The sequence below is a fragment of the Hymenobacter sp. genome (assembly GCF_035709525.1).
Taxonomy (GTDB): domain Bacteria; phylum Bacteroidota; class Bacteroidia; order Cytophagales; family Hymenobacteraceae; genus Hymenobacter.
Genome location: NZ_DASTEP010000017.1, coordinates 15,791 through 30,538 on the forward strand (window position 1 = coordinate 15,791; position 14,748 = coordinate 30,538).

Annotated in this window: 16 protein-coding genes and 1 tRNA gene; 10 read left to right on the forward strand and 7 right to left on the reverse strand. The window is 57.7% G+C overall.

What is annotated here, in order from left to right; translation table 11 throughout:
• Positions 1-71: 71 nt before the first annotated feature.
• The 6 genes from accB (at position 72) to VFO93_RS01395 (ending at position 3,844) form a co-directional block, all read left to right on the forward strand.
• Positions 72-554, forward strand: a complete 483-nt coding sequence (accB, locus tag VFO93_RS01370; RefSeq protein ID WP_325132525.1) for an acetyl-CoA carboxylase biotin carboxyl carrier protein — start codon at positions 72-74, stop codon at positions 552-554.
• 122 nt (positions 555-676) lie between these two features.
• Positions 677-2,020, forward strand: a complete 1,344-nt coding sequence (gene accC, locus VFO93_RS01375) for an acetyl-CoA carboxylase biotin carboxylase subunit (RefSeq protein WP_325132510.1) — start codon at positions 677-679, stop codon at positions 2,018-2,020.
• A gap of 134 nt (positions 2,021-2,154) precedes the next feature.
• A complete protein-coding gene (locus VFO93_RS01380; protein WP_325132511.1) occupies positions 2,155-2,763 on the forward strand; it encodes a Uma2 family endonuclease in 609 nt (202 codons plus the stop codon).
• Between the two features lie 72 nt (positions 2,764-2,835).
• On the forward strand, positions 2,836-3,102 hold the full coding sequence (locus VFO93_RS01385) for a hypothetical protein (protein ID WP_325132512.1): 267 nt from the start codon (positions 2,836-2,838) through the stop codon (positions 3,100-3,102).
• On the forward strand, positions 3,099-3,449 hold the full coding sequence (locus VFO93_RS01390) for a type II toxin-antitoxin system VapC family toxin (RefSeq protein WP_325132513.1): 351 nt from the start codon (positions 3,099-3,101) through the stop codon (positions 3,447-3,449). Before VFO93_RS01385 ends, VFO93_RS01390 begins: the two co-directional genes overlap by 4 nt.
• A gap of 50 nt (positions 3,450-3,499) precedes the next feature.
• Positions 3,500-3,844: a hypothetical protein gene (locus VFO93_RS01395; RefSeq protein WP_325132514.1), complete on the forward strand. Its 345-nt coding sequence runs from the start codon at positions 3,500-3,502 to the stop codon at positions 3,842-3,844.
• Between the two features lie 5 nt (positions 3,845-3,849).
• Here the strand turns inward: VFO93_RS01395 and VFO93_RS01400 are convergent, their stop codons facing one another.
• Complete coding sequence (locus VFO93_RS01400; protein WP_325132515.1) at positions 3,850-5,535, reverse strand: AarF/ABC1/UbiB kinase family protein; 1,686 nt, start codon at positions 5,533-5,535, stop codon at positions 3,850-3,852.
• Between the two features lie 147 nt (positions 5,536-5,682).
• On the opposite strand from VFO93_RS01400, the gene VFO93_RS01405 reads away from it, so the two are divergent.
• Positions 5,683-6,225 (forward strand): DinB family protein, encoded by a 543-nt coding sequence (locus VFO93_RS01405; protein WP_325132516.1) that lies wholly within the window; start codon positions 5,683-5,685, stop codon positions 6,223-6,225.
• A gap of 120 nt (positions 6,226-6,345) precedes the next feature.
• On the opposite strand, the gene VFO93_RS01410 is transcribed toward VFO93_RS01405, so the two are convergent.
• Together VFO93_RS01410 and VFO93_RS01415 are read right to left on the reverse strand one after the other, a co-directional pair.
• Positions 6,346-6,750 carry a thioesterase family protein gene (locus VFO93_RS01410; protein WP_325132517.1) on the reverse strand — a complete coding sequence of 135 codons (405 nt, stop codon included), beginning with the start codon at positions 6,748-6,750 and terminating at the stop codon, positions 6,346-6,348.
• A 130-nt stretch (positions 6,751-6,880) separates the two neighbouring features.
• On the reverse strand, positions 6,881-7,618 hold the full coding sequence (locus VFO93_RS01415; RefSeq protein ID WP_325132518.1) for a class I SAM-dependent methyltransferase: 738 nt from the start codon (positions 7,616-7,618) through the stop codon (positions 6,881-6,883).
• 101 nt (positions 7,619-7,719) lie between these two features.
• Between VFO93_RS01415 and VFO93_RS01420 the strand changes: the two genes are divergently transcribed.
• Together VFO93_RS01420 and VFO93_RS01425 are read left to right on the forward strand one after the other, a co-directional pair.
• Entirely contained in the window at positions 7,720-7,878 is a 159-nt protein-coding gene (locus tag VFO93_RS01420; protein ID WP_325132519.1) for a DUF2256 domain-containing protein, read from the forward strand.
• Positions 7,879-7,972: 94 nt separating this feature from the next.
• Positions 7,973-8,368 (forward strand): hypothetical protein, encoded by a 396-nt coding sequence (locus tag VFO93_RS01425; RefSeq protein ID WP_325132520.1) that lies wholly within the window; start codon positions 7,973-7,975, stop codon positions 8,366-8,368.
• 102 nt (positions 8,369-8,470) lie between these two features.
• Here the strand turns inward: VFO93_RS01425 and VFO93_RS01430 are convergent, their stop codons facing one another.
• Both VFO93_RS01430 and VFO93_RS01435 read right to left on the reverse strand, forming a co-directional pair.
• A complete protein-coding gene (locus VFO93_RS01430) occupies positions 8,471-9,316 on the reverse strand; it encodes a molybdopterin-dependent oxidoreductase (RefSeq protein ID WP_325132521.1) in 846 nt (281 codons plus the stop codon).
• 116 nt (positions 9,317-9,432) lie between these two features.
• Positions 9,433-10,107 (reverse strand): cytochrome b/b6 domain-containing protein, encoded by a 675-nt coding sequence (locus VFO93_RS01435; RefSeq protein ID WP_325132522.1) that lies wholly within the window; start codon positions 10,105-10,107, stop codon positions 9,433-9,435.
• 1,304 nt (positions 10,108-11,411) lie between these two features.
• Between VFO93_RS01435 and VFO93_RS01440 the strand changes: the two genes are divergently transcribed.
• A complete protein-coding gene (locus tag VFO93_RS01440; protein WP_325132523.1) occupies positions 11,412-12,092 on the forward strand; it encodes a sugar transferase in 681 nt (226 codons plus the stop codon).
• 350 nt (positions 12,093-12,442) lie between these two features.
• Here VFO93_RS01440 and gyrB read toward each other — a convergent pair whose 3' ends face one another.
• Positions 12,443-14,467 carry a DNA topoisomerase (ATP-hydrolyzing) subunit B gene (gene gyrB, locus VFO93_RS01445; protein ID WP_325132524.1) on the reverse strand — a complete coding sequence of 675 codons (2,025 nt, stop codon included), beginning with the start codon at positions 14,465-14,467 and terminating at the stop codon, positions 12,443-12,445.
• Positions 14,468-14,659: 192 nt separating this feature from the next.
• Positions 14,660-14,733 (reverse strand) — tRNA-Arg (locus VFO93_RS01450).
• Between the last annotated feature and the right edge of the window lie 15 nt (positions 14,734-14,748).

Sequence of the window (14,748 nt, forward strand, 5' to 3'; positions counted from 1 at the left end):
CGGACTACAAAGTCCGCGCAACCTTTATGTCGAAAGAATCTACCAAAAACCAGCCGAAAAAAGACGCTGCCATGAAAGCCAAAGAACTCCAGGAGCTGCTCGACTTCATCGCCAAGTCGGGCCTCAATAAAGTAAATATTGAAACCGAGGAGTTTAAAATCTCCGTGCAGCGCGAGCCTTCGACCAAGCAAGTGGTGAGCATGAGCGCCGCGCCCGTAGCCGCCCCGGCCCCCGCGCCCGCTGCTGCCCCAGTAGCCGCGGCTCCGGCCCAAGCTGCGGCAGCAGCCCCCGCCGCGCCCGCGGCTGCCCCGGCCGCCAGCCACACCCCGCTCAAGTCGCCGATGATTGGCACTTTCTACCGCAGCAGCGGCCCCGATTCGCCGGCCTTTGTGCAAGTAGGCGATACGGTGGAGAAAGGCCAGGTTATCTGCATCATCGAGGCCATGAAGCTGTTCAACGAGATTGAAGCCGAGCAGAGCGGCCGCATTGTAAAGGTGCTCGTGGAAAACGCCACGCCGGTAGAGTACGACCAGCCGCTGTTCCTGATTGAGTAGCTTTTTTGGAGTTATGAGTTATGAGTTGTGGGTTATGAGTTGGGGGGTTATTTTACAATAATCACCTGATTCATAGCCCACAACTCATAACTCATAATTCATAACTCATAACTCCAAAAACCGTGTTTAATAAAATTCTGATTGCCAACCGGGGCGAAATTGCCCTGCGCGTTATCCGTACCTGCCGCGAAATGGGCATCAAAACGGTGGCCGTGTACTCGACCGCCGACAAGGAAAGCCTGCACGTGCGCTTTGCCGACGAGGCGGTGTGCATCGGGCCGCCCGCCAGCAGCCAGAGCTACCTTAACATCCCGACGCTCATCGCGGCGGCCGAGATTACCAATGCCGACGCCATTCACCCCGGCTACGGCTTTTTGAGCGAAAACGCGGAATTTTCGCGCATCTGCGCCGAAAATGGCATCAAGTTCATCGGTGCCTCGCCCGACATGATTAACCGCATGGGCGACAAGGCGTCGGCCAAAGCGACTATGATTGAGGCCGGCGTGCCGGTAGTGCCCGGCTCGACGGGCCTGCTCGAATCGGTAGAGCAAGGCAAGAAAATCGCGGCCGAAATCGTGTACCCCGTCATCCTGAAGGCCACGGCCGGCGGCGGCGGGCGCGGCATGCGGATTATCAACTCGGAAGACGAGTTTCAGAAAGCCTGGGACGATGCCCGCACCGAGGCCAAGGCGGCCTTCGGCAACGACGGCGTGTACCTGGAGAAGTTCGTAGTGGAGCCCCGCCACATCGAAATCCAGATTTGCGGCGACCAGTTTGGCCACGTGTGCCACCTCTCGGAGCGCGACTGCTCCATCCAGCGCCGCCACCAGAAGCTGGTGGAGGAAGCTCCTTCGCCGTTCATGACCGACGACCTGCGCGAGCGCATGGGCGCGGCGGCCATCGCGGGCGCTTCGGCCATCGGCTACGAGGGCGTGGGTACCATCGAGTTTCTGGTTGACAAGAACCGCGATTTCTACTTCATGGAAATGAACACCCGCATCCAGGTCGAGCACCCGGTAACGGAGGAAATCGTGAACTACGACCTTATTAAAGAGCAGATTAAGGTAGCGGCGGGCATCCCGATTTCGGGCAAAAACTACTTCCCGAAGATGCACGCCATGGAGTGCCGCATCAACGCCGAAGACCCGCGCCAGGGGTTCCGCCCCGCGCCGGGCCGCATCACCACGCTGCACATCCCCGGCGGCCACGGCGTGCGCGTCGACACCCACGTGTATGCCGGCTACCAGATTCCGCCCAACTACGACTCCATGATTGCCAAGCTCATTACCGTGGCCCAAACCCGCGAGGAGTGCATCGTGAAAATGAAGCGCGCCCTAAGCGAGTTCGTGGTAGAAGGCGTGAAAACGACCATTCCATTCCACTTGGCGCTGATGGACAGCGAGGATTTCAAAGCCGGTAATTTCACGACCAAGTTTTTGGAGTCGTTTGATTTTTCGGTGGTGTAGACTATTTATACAATTCTGTAAAATGCCTGTCTTGTTGAAAGATGGGCGTTTTCACTTTATACTGGCGGCAGCAACTATTTGGTTGAGTATCTGCCTACCTTGACTAATTTTATTTCAATTACTATCCGAAGGCAATGTCTGCCGCCCAATCCATCTATCAGCGCCGCTATACCGTCGAAGAATACTTCACCCTGGAAGAGCAAACGGGCATTCGCCACGAGTTCTTCCAAGGCGAAGTATTTCCGCTTGACGGGCCGGAAGGTATGGCGGGCGGCACCAAGCAGCACAATCGGCTAATTCAGAACTGCACGTTTGGGCTGCGGGCGGGCATTGGCGAGCGCGGCTGCGAGATTTACACCGAGAACGTGCGGCTGGCGCTGGCGGCCGGCGAGCACTACAACTACCCCGACGTGGTGGTAAGCTGCGACCCGCAGGACGACGACCCGCGCACGGTGCATTCGCCAGTAGTCATCATGGAAGTGCTCTCGCGCAGCACGGAGGCCCGCGACCGGGGCTGGAAATTTGAGCAGTGCCAGTTGATTCCGTCGCTGCAACAGTACGTGCTGGTGTCGCAGTACCGCGTGTTGGTCGATAGCTTCGTGCGTACCGACCACGGCACTTGGGAGCTCACGAGCCTACGCAAGCTAACGGACGTACTACTGCTGCCGACGCTACAAAGCCAACTACCGCTGGCCGAGATTTACAGGGGCATTAATATTCCGCCGTTGCGGCTGGCTGACTAGCTTACCATCCTTGTTTTATCTGGTACAAGCCCGGCCGCACCCTTGCGGCCGGGCTTTCGTTATCTTAGCCCTATGCAACCTCACATCCTCACCATCCCCGACGATAGCGTGTACGAGCAACTAGTGCAGCTGGCTGCCGCCGCCGGCCTGCACATTGCCGATAATGGCTTGGTATCGAAGCCAGTGCAACACGCTACTATTCCACCTGACATAAGTAAGCTGACGCACGAAGAGAAGCTAGCTATTCTGAAGCGTGGCGGCGACGGCAGGAGTATTCCCGACCCGCTGGCGTGGCAACGTGAAGAACGGCAGGAGCGCCCTATGCCTTTTCGCTCGTGAACTACTTATTAGATAGTAATGCGCTGATTTACGCCGCTCGTTCAGAGGAAATTTATCTGCCGCTACGCAATTGGGCAAACCGGCCCGATGTGGCCGTTTTAGCTATTTCGCAAGTCGAAGTATTAAGCTTTCATAACCTGACCACCGCCGATGCGTTGTTTTTCAGCATTGTCTTTGACCTGCTGCCACAACTAGCTATCACTGATACGATACTGCAACGCGCCGTGCGAATACGCCAGCAGTTTCGACTCAAAACGCCGGATGCCATTATCGCCGTCACCGCCCTGGAACACGGCTTGGTATTGGTCACGGCCGACAGCGGCTTTACCCGAGTTGCTGGATTATAATTGATTGACCCACTGACCTCTTGATTAGCGTGCGTAAAAAAAACCTCCTAGTGAGCTTTCTCAGCCTGGCGGCGGGTTACACGCTTGCTGGCTGCTCGGAACCCTGCGCCGGCCACATCGAAAGCACCGTGCTTTACTTCGTGGAAGCGCCCAACCACCAAGGCCAGCTCGTGTACGCCAACGTGCTGAACAAGCCCGACCTGGGCGTGCAGCATACGCTGATGCGTGAGGATAAAGAGTATGGCACCTTCGGCCACATCGTCATTATTCAAGACCCGGAAAGCAAGTTTAAAGGCCGCCGCAGCGTGTGCTTCGATGAGTTTCAGCGGCTGCCTCCGCCGGCCACCGCGAAGCTGGATGAGCTGGACATTCCGTGGATAACCGTGACTAAGTAGCCCGGCTACTCGCGCGTGGGCCGGCGGGGCAGCGTCAGCAGCAGTATCAGGAAGCCAGTGAATGCCAGGCTGTACCAGGTAATAACGGGCAAGCCACGGTAGTACGGCATCTGGGGCGGATAGTGCCCAAGCAAGCTCAGGCCCGAGAAGATGATGCTGCCCAGCGCCAGCAGCGCCAGGATGGTGCGGCCCACCAACTGGTCGGCTTTGCGGAGCAAGCTCACGTAGCCGCTCAGCTCGACCTTCACCCGCAGGTCGCCCTTACTGACTTTACGCATGATTTGGCGCAGGTCGATGGGTAGCGTCTGGAGCAGGGCTAGGAGCTGGGTACCAGTGTATTCGGCTTCGCTCAGGATATTTTCGGGCGAGTACTGCTCGCGGATGATTTTGGCCCCGTAGGGGCGCACAAACTCGAAGGTATTGAAGTTGGGATGCAGCACCTTGCCAATGCCTTCGAGGATAACGAGTGCGCGCAGAATGAGGAACACCGCGCCCGGCACTTGCAGCTTGTAGCGGTAGATGATGCCTTGCAGCGAATCGGCCAGGTCGCTCATGCTCATATCTTTAACATCGAGCACGGCGAAGTCTTCGATGAGCAAACTGAGGTCGGCCTCGAAGGCGCGCATGTCGGGAATGTCGCTGCTGAGGGCGAGGCGGCGGAAATTGAGCGCCATGCTGCGGGCATCTTGCCGGGCCATGCCGATGAAGACGCCCGCGAAGGCGTATTTCTGCTGCTTGGTGAGCTTGCCCACCATGCCGAAGTCAATGAGTACCAGCGTGCCATCGGGGCGCACGAGCACGTTGCCGGGGTGCGGGTCGGCGTGGAAAAACCCGAACTCGAATATCTGGGTCAGGTAGATGTCCATGCCCGTTTCGGCCACCTGCTCGGGGCTGAGGCCCCAGGCCAGCAGCTGCGCCTTGTCGGTTATTTTACAGCCGTTTACGAACTCGATTACCAGCACTTTTTCGGTACTGAGCTCGCGGTAGGGCTTGGGGATGTAGAAGGTGGCGTAACTTTCGTAGAGCTTGCGCAGCTGCTCCATCGCGCGGGCCTCGGAGGTATAGTCCAGCTCCTTGACCATGCTGCGCTCGAAGGCATCGACCACGTCCTGCGGGTTGGTGAGGCCCTGGTTGCGCAGGAAATTGCCGGTGAGGCGCACCAGCTCGTGCAGCAGGCGCAGGTCGCCTTCTACCTTGTCGCGCACGCCGGGGCGCTGCACTTTCACTACCACTTCTTCGCCGCTCAGCAGCCGCGCCCGGTGCACCTGCCCGATGCTGGCCGAGCCGATAGGCACGTCGTCGAACTCCGTGAAAATGTCAGCTAGCGGGCGGCCCAGCTCCTGCTCTATCAGCTGGCGGGCCTCCTCCACGGGAAAGGGCGGCACGTTGCTTTGCAGCTTCTCAAACTCATCTATCAGCTCCTCAGGCAGCAAGTCGGCGCGGTTGCTGAGGGCCTGGGCCAGCTTGATAAACGTGGGGCCTAACTCTTCGATAATAAGGCGAATACGCTCCCAGCGCGTAGTTTCGAACACCGGGCGCTCGTCTTCTTCCAGCCAGCGCAGGCGGCGTTTTTGGCTCACGAGCCGGCGCAGAGGCGTGTTGGTTACGACGTCCTCGAAGCCGTAGCGCAGCAGCACTTCGGCCACCTGCCGGATGCGCGTGAGGTTGGAAAGCGTATTCTTAAAAAGCACCTGGCGAAGTTACTGCGGCGGCCGGTTTAGCAGTTGGCTTTGCCAGGCCTTACTTCGCTCGGCCGGCTTACATATATCAGGCGTGCTTTTTGCTACTGGCTGCTGGGCTTATTCTACCCTTTTCCTCTTTCTACCCCCTCCTACCCCATGACCCACCGCCTCCACCTGCTCATCGAGCAGCTCGACCTGGCCACCGAACACGCGCTGGCCTCGGCCGAGGCGCTCGGGCCCCGTGCCTATGTGCCGCCCGTGCCGGGGCAGTGGGCGGCGGCCCAGGTTATCCACCATGTGCTGTCGGCCGAGCTTAAGATTGTCAACGCTCTACAGAAAGCGCTGGCTGCCAGCCACGATACCTGGCGGCTGGGCACCCTCAAAAGCAAGCTGCGCAGTGCCGCGCTGCGGCTGGCTTTACGCCTGCCGGGCCTCAAATTCAAAGTACCACCTACGCTAGCGCCCCCGCCCGCCCCGGAAGACATTGCCCCGCTGCCCAAGCTGCGCGAACAATGGCAAAGCATCCGCCGCCGGCTGGAGCAGGTGCTCAACGAGTTTCCGAGCGGCAAGCTGAATCACACAGTATTTCGGCATCCACGTGCAGGCTGGCTTACGGTGGGCCAGACCGTTACGTCGATTCTGGACCACACTTTACACCATCAGCAGCAATTGAATCGGATTACGAAGGTGCTGAAGTGAGGCTGGGGCGCCGCGTAGCGGTGCTAGGTTTGTAGCAAAAATGTAAAACCGGACAGTGCCGCGTAGCGGTGCCAGACACACCCACAACCGTCTTCTGGCACCGCTACGCGGGGCACTACTTTACTCCGTGCTCAGCGCAGCAGCTAGCTCGGCCGGGGGCACGGTGAGCTTGCGGCGGTCGAGGTCAAGCCATGCGCCATCGACGGTAACGGTAGCCGCCACGCGGCCGTCGGCCTTGTAGATGCTGTGCTCGATGGTCCAGCGCGCGCCGTCGGGCGTGCCACCGGTTACGCGGCCTTCCACCCGAATTTGCTCGCCGGCGTGCAGTTCTTTCAGGTACTTGGTTTCTTCGCGAAACAAAATGGGGCCAATGCGCAGCTCGGCAAACTTGCGCAAATCGAAGCCGTGGCTGGCCAGCCAGTGCACGCGCTGGTCGGCGGCAAAGTCGGCGTAGGCCGAGTGGCGCATGTGGCCGTTGGGGTCCAGCTCGGCCCAGCGCACGGTATAGCTTTGGGAATGAGACATTGCTTAGTGTTTGGTTGTTAGTGCTTAGCGCCCAGTTAGTAGTGCTTGGTGCTTAGGGTTGGTTATTCATCATTTGTTGTTTCTGCGAACCTAAATACCGCACTGACGACCAAGCACTAAGCACTACCAACTAAGCACTAATTGCCAGCGTAAGGCGCACGAGATACTGGCCGTTTTCGTCGGTATCGATAAAATCGACTTCGTAGCCGGCCTGGCGGGCGGCGTCTTCGAGCAGCGCGGCGTCGATAAACAGCCAGGGAAAAGGCTGGCCGGTTTGCTTTTTATATTGAAAAGTGTATTCGACCTCGCCGTAGTACGGGCCGTTGAGGTCGAGCACGAGCGCGCCTTCCTCGTCTTCGTAGAGGTAGCTGATGTCGGAGGAAGTGGCCAGAATCTGGCCATCGGGCGCGAGCAGCGTGCGGGCGTGGGCCAGAAATTTATCGAGGCCTTCGAGCGTGCCGGCCAGCCCGAGGCCGTTCATCAGCATCAGAATAGTGTCGTAGGGCAGCTCGTCGGTGGGGCGCGGGGCCATAACATCGCGCAGCGCAACCTGCTGCACCCCACGGGCTTGCATTACCTGCACGGCCCCGGCCGATTGGTCGATGGCCAGCACGTCGGTGAAGCCGCGGCCTTGCAACTCCAGGGCGTGGCAGCCGGCGCCGGCACCCAGGTCGAGCACGCGGCCCCGGCACTCGTCGAGGGCCTGGCGCTCGAGCTCGGGCATGGCCAGCAGGGTGCGGAAGAAGTAGGCGGCGGGCAGCGGCTCATCGTCGGCGGCGCTACACTGCACAGTGAGGGCGGCGGCGTGGTGGCCGTGCTGGTAGTCGAGCAGCGCCTGGCCGAGCAGGTCGGGAGAGGAAGTAGGCATGGAAAACGGGGAAGGCAAAATAGCCGGCCCGGGCGTTTAAACGTAAACAGGGCCAGGCCGGCGGCAAAGGTCCGGCCCTTTTGTCTTTTCTTTTCCCCCTCATGGCTACCGCGCTCAAAAAAGGCCAGCTTCCCACCAAAATCTGCGCTACCTGCGGGCTGCCCTTCGAGTACCGCAAAAAGTGGCGCAACAACTGGGAAGCCGTGAAATATTGTAGCGAGCGCTGCCAGCGAAATAAGATTCCAGCTGTTAGCTCTTAGCTGCTGGCTACTCGCCCCCTTCAAAATCATCCTCCTTCGTCATTTCATCCCAACAAGCTAATAGCCAACTGCTAACAGCTAAAAGCCAATTAAAATGGCCTCTAACCTCGACTATCTCGACCCCGCCCTTCAGCCCCTTGTAGACAAAGTAGAAGCCTACCTCGTGGCCAAGGAAGATTTACGCAAGCTCACCCTCGCCGAGCGCAACGAAGCCCAGCACAATGCTGCGGTCGAGCAATCGGCCGCTCAGTTTGAGCAGCGCCCGCCCACCGGCTCCTTCGACCAGCACCACGACGAGCTGCACCAGCAGCACCAGGATGCCCTCGACGACCTGCGCCGCCTCGAAGCCGACATTCTGCACCTACTACCCACCCGCGACGAATGGGTAAAAGTGAACCTCGGCTACGGCCCCAGCCGCGTGGGTGCCTGGCGCGTGCCCAATGCCGATGGCGCGCAGGAAGAGCACTACGAGATAAGGGTAGTGTTTTAGCCATTTAACAGTTATCAATTAACATTTAACAGCTCGGCTATTACACTCTTATTGTGTATAATAGCCGAGCTGTTAAATGTTAATTGATAACTGTTAAATGACCTAATGTCCCGAGTCCCAGTCGTAGCCCATTTCGGCCCAGTAGTCGGGCGGGCGCGCGTCGGCGAAGGTGATAGTGCCAATGCGCTTGAGATGCTTGATACCGTACTTGAGGGGCGTAACCAGGCGTAGCGGCGCGCCGTGGGCCAGGCTTAGCGGCTCGCCGTTTATCTCGTAGCAGAGCAGCGTTTGGGGGTGAATGGCGCTGTGCATGTCGAGGCCCACGTAATACTCTTCGTCGGGCGTCATCACGCCCACGTAGGGCGCGAGGTCGGCAGGTGGGCGGGCTATATCCTTGATAGGCTGACCGCTGCGGCTGGCCAGCGGGTATTTGGCCAGAAAATCGGCGAAGCGCGCGCCGGCCCAGTTCACCACGATGCTCCAGCCCTCGATGCATTTGAGCTCGGTATTCATTTCCACGCGGGGCAGCGCCTTAATGTCGGCCAGGGTAAACTGCTGGGGCTGGCCGCCGCCGTAGGGCTGCACCACCATCCGCCAGGCGGCCAGGTCAATTGCAGACGCCAGGCCGGCGCGGCCATTGGTACGCACCTGCTTCACGGCCTGGCTTTTAGGAAACTCGCGAGCCAGCCGCGTTTCCTTGAAGTAAGCGGCTGAGAGGCGGCCGTTGGCATCGAGCACCCGCCGAAAGGGCAGCGGCGTGCCGTCGGCATCGGGGCGCTGCAAGAGGTAGCGCCAGCCCAGCACGCCGCCCAGCGCGGCCAGCCCCCCCACGATAAACGAGCGCCGCGTGCGCCGCGCCGCTTCTTGTTGTAGCGGCGAGCCCGGCGGCAGCGTGAGGTCTTGGCCATCGGGCGAAGGATGGGGCGGAATCTGGTTTTCTGGTTGCATAGCAGATGAGTTTCCCGCAGGGTTTCGCAGGGTCAGGCGCAGAGTTTTGCGGGGCAGGTACAAAAGAAAAGCCCGTGAGCCCCCGCGTCTTACTCCACGAAACCCCGCAGGAATGTTTACTTTTTTATTTCATTACCTGGCACTTCTGCTACTTCGAAGCCAGCCACCATCGAGCGGAAGTTGTTCCAGCCAGCCCGTACTACCTGCGCCACGTGCACGACAAAAAACAGCACGTAGCCAATGGTCAGCACAAAATGCTCGATGCGAGCGGCTTCGTAGCCACCCAGCAACCGCGTGAGCCAGCCAAACTGCACCGGCTTATAAATAGCCAAGCCAGTGAGCAGCGAGCCTACCCCCATGATTATCACGGCAGTGTAAGCAATGCGCTGCGCACCATTGTACTTGCGCACGGGCGGCACGGTTTTGCGCAAACCCAGGTCGTGCAAAATCACCTGCCCGGCCTCGCGGAAGGAAGCTCGGTTGGGCAGCAGGTAGCGCCACTCGCCCGAAAACAGCGTGTAAAGCACGTAAAGCAAGCCGTTTAGAAAGAAAACCCACATGAGCAGAAAGTGCCACGACATGCCCTGCGCCAGCTTGTGGTCGAGGTGAAAGGTGTCGTAAAACGACTGCGGAAAAAACTTAAACAGCGTGGTTTTGCCCCAGCCGACGCGGTACACGTCGTTGGCCCAGTATATCCAGAGGCCACTCCAAATCATGAGCGCCAGCACCGGAAAGTTCAGCCAGTGAAACCAGCGAATAGCCAGCGGGTGCTTTTCAACAAGTTGCTTCATATAAGCTTCTGCTTATGTCTTATCTGGTTTTTTACAGCAAGCTAACGCTCATCGCGTTTTTTGCACGTGCAGGTAGCCATGCAGGCTCTGTGCAAGCGCCCCATCCGGCGCGATAGTACCACTTTCAAAGAGCCCGGAGCGTACAGCCCAGTTTCCGGCACTGTAACCGGAATGGCGCACGCCCGGTTCGCCGTGCAGCCGATTCTACCTGGCCTCGCCGCTTACTCATAGCAGTTCGCTGGCAAAAATTCGGGCCCATTGGCCGCCCCTGCTTGGCACCGGGCGCAACAGCTTAGCGAGGATTAACGCAAAAGCCATATTGGCTACACTGGCAACGACCGCTGCTGAAACTGACTTTGGACGCTATTGGTAGCCATTACTATGTGGCAGGCAGCCCGGCGTTAGTGCCAGGCCAGTCAGCCGACTGGGGAGCCTGCCCCTCAACTGACCTTGTATCACAGTGCGGGGAAGTGCCGTATAAGGCTCCGATTTATACGGCAGCTCAGTCAGCAACCACCATAATAGCACTGAGGCCTAGGCAGTAGCCACTTTTAGGCCAGCTACTCAACACGGGAAATAAGGCAACCAGTACTCGATAAAGTTAATGACAGGCGCAAACTAGCTCGGGCAGCCCTCAAAATAAATTGGCTTGAATTGGCTTGGTATGCCACCGAAAGAAAGTCAATTGCCAGCTGTGACCAGTACGCACTCTTTACGCATCTATGAGCACAAGTATCTGATGTGTAGTGCATAATACCCTTTGCTTCTCTTTTTCTCCTTTCACAATTATTATTAACAATAATATTTTCTACGGCAATCCTGGTGCTTATCAAATAATTTTTCCTTCCCTAAATCCAATCACAACCAGAGTGAGCATTTTTATTACCCTTTATTATCAGTCACTTAAACCTGTATTGCCATTCACTCACCCAGAAACAGCATAATAACAAGATATGAACTTCCCAGCCTCTCAAAACATCCAAACACATTATCAATTATTACCATACGCCGCTTAGTGTTTAGCTTTGCAACACACTAGCAAGCCCAAGAGTATTGCACCTAATGGCTTTTATCGCCAGGCTTTTCGGTATTTGAACTAGCACGATGCGCTGCTTAATTGTTGCTATTTGCTTTTATATTATCACCTAACTATCAGCCTCAAAGCAAATCCACTTACATTACTGTGAGTTGGCCACATACAGTTTTTTAATAGAAATTTCATATCCTCTTCTTGAGATTTGCATTATCCGGCTATAATATTACACTACCATACTATCAACTACCCTTTCCACACCTTCTACGCTATGCTAATCACATTAGAGCCTACCCCTACTATGGCTGCTCATCCGGCACATACTGCTGACATACAGCTGGGTGCGCCGGCAGCGCAGCGCCACCCCATGCGCAAGCGCACGTTCGACTTCTTTTTTGCGCTGCTTGTCGTTCTGTTCGTTCTCATCTGGCTGATTCCGCTCATTGCCTGCTTCATCAAGCTCGAATCGAAAGGCCCTATCTTCTTCCGGCAGCTGCGCACTGGCAAGGATGGCAAACCCTTCTACTGCTTCAAGTTTCGCAGCATGCTCGTCAACGACGACGCAAACTCGCGGCAGGCGACCCTCGGCGACAGCCGCATCACCAAGGTGGGCGCTTTTCTGCGCAAAACCAGCCTCGACGAACTACCGCAGTTTCTGAACGTGCTTCGGGGTGAGATGTCGGTGGTGGGCCCACGCCCGCACATGCTCAAGCACACCGAAGACTACTCCAAAGTCATTCACAATTTTATGGACCGCCACTTGGTGATGCCGGGCATCACGGGCTTGGCGCAGGTGTCGGGCCACCGCGGCGAAACCAAGGAGCTGGAGGACATGGTGAAGCGCTTCAACGCTGATATTCACTACCTGCACAACTGGTCTTTTCTGCTCGACCTCAAAATAGTGCTGCGCACCGCTACCCAGGTGTTTGGCGATAACAAGCACGTTTTTTAGGTTTTGCCCGGGTGCCGGGGTAGGCTGACTGCTTTGCCGGTGCCCAACCAAGTAGGGCAAAAAAAAATCTCCCACGCCAGAGGCGTGGGAGATTCCAACCAAAACACCTTAAAAACTATTCTTTCACGAGGGGATAAACAGCGTAGCCGCTAAATAATTCCAAGAGCTTCTTAAATTTTGAGTGCGCCGCGATAAGGTGCTGATAATAGGGGCTCTGGATAAGTAATTTATGCGCTTGGTTGGCATCAGCCACCATACCAGTCTAACCTTCTTGCACTCCTTAGTAATTGGCTTGACTAAAAAAGGCCGTCCAGATGGACGGCCTTTTTGCTGTGTGTACCACGCGGTGGTTACACGTCGAGCTTGGCGTACTTCGCGTTTTGCTCGATAAAGTCGCGGCGAGGGGCTACTTCGTCGCCCATCAGCATGGAGAACAAATGGTCGGCCTCGGCGGCCGAATCCACGGTTACTTGCTTGAGCGAGCGGGTTTCGGGCTGCATGGTGGTTTCCCACAACTGCTCGGCGTTCATTTCACCCAGGCCTTTATAGCGCTGCACGTTCACGGTTTCGGGGCGGCCGCGGCCGAGTTCTTCGGTAGCGGCGGCGCGCTCATCCTCGGTCCAGCAGTAGCGCTCCTCCTTGCCACGCTTCACGAGGTAGAGCGGCGGCAGGGCAATGTAAATGTTGCCCTGGTCCACGAGCTGGCGCATGTAGCGGAAAAAGAACGTGAGGATAAGCGTGCGAATGTGCGAGCCGTCAATATCAGCATCGGTCATGATGATGATTTTGTGGTAGCGCAGCTTGCTGAAGTTCAGCGGGCCGGTTTCGTTGCCCTCGTCGTCGGTGCCGAAAGCCAGCGACTTGCGCTCGTTGAACGTGACGCCGAGCGCGGTAATCATGTTCTTGATTTCCTCGTTTTCCAGGATTTTGTGCTCCTGGGCTTTCTCCACGTTCAGGATTTTACCGCGCAGCGGCAGGATGGCCTGAAACGCCCGGTTGCGGCCCTGCTTGGCGGTACCACCGGCCGAGTCCCCTTCCACGAGGTAGAGCTCGCACACCTCGGGGTCCGAGTCGGAGCAGTCGGCCAGCTTGCCAGGCAAAGAGTTGGAGCCCAGCACGTTTTTGCGCTGCACCATGTCCTTGGCCTTGCGGGCGGCGATGCGGGCCTTGGCGGCCAGAATCACCTTCTCCATGATTTTGTTGGCCTGGTTGGGGTTTTCCTCCAGGTACTGGGCCAGGATTTCGCCCACCACGGTGTTTACCGCGCCGCTCACTTCAGAGTTGCCCAGCTTGGTCTTGGTCTGGCCTTCAAACTGTGGCTCGGCCACTTTCACCGAGATAACGGCCGTGAGGCCCTCGCGGAAGTCGTCGCCGGTGATTTCCACCTTGGCTTTCTCAAACAGCTGCTTTTTGTCGCCATAGGCCTTCAGCACCCGCGTCACGGCCGAGCGGAAGCCGCCCACGTGCGTGCCGCCCTCGATGGTGTTGATGTTGTTGACGTACGAGTAGACGTTTTCCTGGTACGAGGTATTGTACTGCAAGGCCACCTCTACCGGCGTACCGCCCTTCTCGCTTTCCACGTAAATGGGCTCGGCCAGCAGCGAGGGGCGCTCGGTGCCATCAAGGTATTGCACGAAGTCGCGCAGGCCGCCTTCCGAGAAAAACTCCTCGTAGCGGAAGCCGTCGGCATCGACGTGGCCCACGGCGGCATCGCCCAGCGGCTTTTCGCGGCGGTCCGTCAGCGTGATGCGGATGCCCTTGTTCAAAAACGACAAGTCGCGCAGGCGGCTGGCGATGGTGGCGTAGCGGTATTCGGTATCGGCAAAAATGGTGGGGTCGGGCAGAAACTGCACCTCCGTGCCGTGCTCGTCGGTATCGCCGATTTCCTTTACCGGGTAAAGCGGGTGGCCGATGCTGTATTCCTGCTGGTACACGTGGCCCTTGCGGCGCACCGTCACCTTGAGGTCGGTGCTGAGCGCATTGACGCAGCTCACGCCTACCCCGTGCAGGCCGCCCGATACCTTGTACGAGTCTTTATCGAACTTGCCGCCGGCGTGCAGCACGGTGAGCACCACTTCGAGGGCCGAGCGGCCCTCCTTGGCGTGAAAGTCGACGGGAATCCCCCGGCCGTTGTCGCGGACGGTAATCGAGTTATTTTCGTTTATCGTAACCTGAATCAGGTCGCAGTGCCCGGCCAGGGCCTCGTCAATGGAGTTGTCTACTACTTCCCACACCAAGTGGTGCAGGCCCTTGATACCCGTGTCGCCGATGTACATGCTGGGGCGCTTGCGCACCGCCTCCAGCCCTTCCAGCACCTGAATGCTATCGGCCGAGTAATCGGCGGCGGGGGCTTTCTTTTCTACTACTTCACTCATGCGAGAGAGGGGATTAAACCGACCGAAAATACGGTCAGAAAGAGAACACTCAAAAGTACCGTTTTTATTCCGTTTTGCCTATTTTGTGGGCCATTTTCTGCCAGTATTTTTGGGCAACAAAAAAGCCCTTGCCGGGGGCGACAAGGGCTTTTTTGTTGGGTCTCAGCTGAGTCTTTGCTCCTCGAAAGCGAGTGGCCCCAATTGGATTCGAACCAATGACCGGCTGCTTAGAAGGCAGCTGCTCTATCCAGCTGAGCTATGGGGTCAAATCCAGTGAAAAT

Excerpts from the sequence above, each read along its gene's own strand:
- VFO93_RS01410 (WP_325132517.1), bottom strand. The coding sequence starts at position 6,750 with ATGTCTCATTCCCAAAGCTATACCGTGCGCTGGGCCGAGCTGGACCCC.
- VFO93_RS01380 (WP_325132511.1), top strand. The coding sequence starts at position 2,155 with ATGTCTGCCGCCCAATCCATCTATCAGCGCCGCTATACCGTCGAAGAA.
- accB (WP_325132525.1), top strand. The coding sequence starts at position 72 with ATGAAAGCCAAAGAACTCCAGGAGCTGCTCGACTTCATCGCCAAGTCG.
- VFO93_RS01420 (WP_325132519.1), top strand. The coding sequence starts at position 7,720 with ATGGCTACCGCGCTCAAAAAAGGCCAGCTTCCCACCAAAATCTGCGCT.
- VFO93_RS01405 (WP_325132516.1), top strand. The coding sequence starts at position 5,683 with ATGACCCACCGCCTCCACCTGCTCATCGAGCAGCTCGACCTGGCCACC.
- VFO93_RS01415 (WP_325132518.1), bottom strand. The coding sequence starts at position 7,618 with ATGCCTACTTCCTCTCCCGACCTGCTCGGCCAGGCGCTGCTCGACTAC.
- VFO93_RS01440 (WP_325132523.1), top strand. The coding sequence starts at position 11,412 with ATGCTAATCACATTAGAGCCTACCCCTACTATGGCTGCTCATCCGGCA.
- gyrB (WP_325132524.1), bottom strand. The coding sequence starts at position 14,467 with ATGAGTGAAGTAGTAGAAAAGAAAGCCCCCGCCGCCGATTACTCGGCC.
- VFO93_RS01430 (WP_325132521.1), bottom strand. The coding sequence starts at position 9,316 with ATGCAACCAGAAAACCAGATTCCGCCCCATCCTTCGCCCGATGGCCAA.
- VFO93_RS01425 (WP_325132520.1), top strand. The coding sequence starts at position 7,973 with ATGGCCTCTAACCTCGACTATCTCGACCCCGCCCTTCAGCCCCTTGTA.
- VFO93_RS01385 (WP_325132512.1), top strand. The coding sequence starts at position 2,836 with ATGCAACCTCACATCCTCACCATCCCCGACGATAGCGTGTACGAGCAA.
- VFO93_RS01435 (WP_325132522.1), bottom strand. The coding sequence starts at position 10,107 with ATGAAGCAACTTGTTGAAAAGCACCCGCTGGCTATTCGCTGGTTTCAC.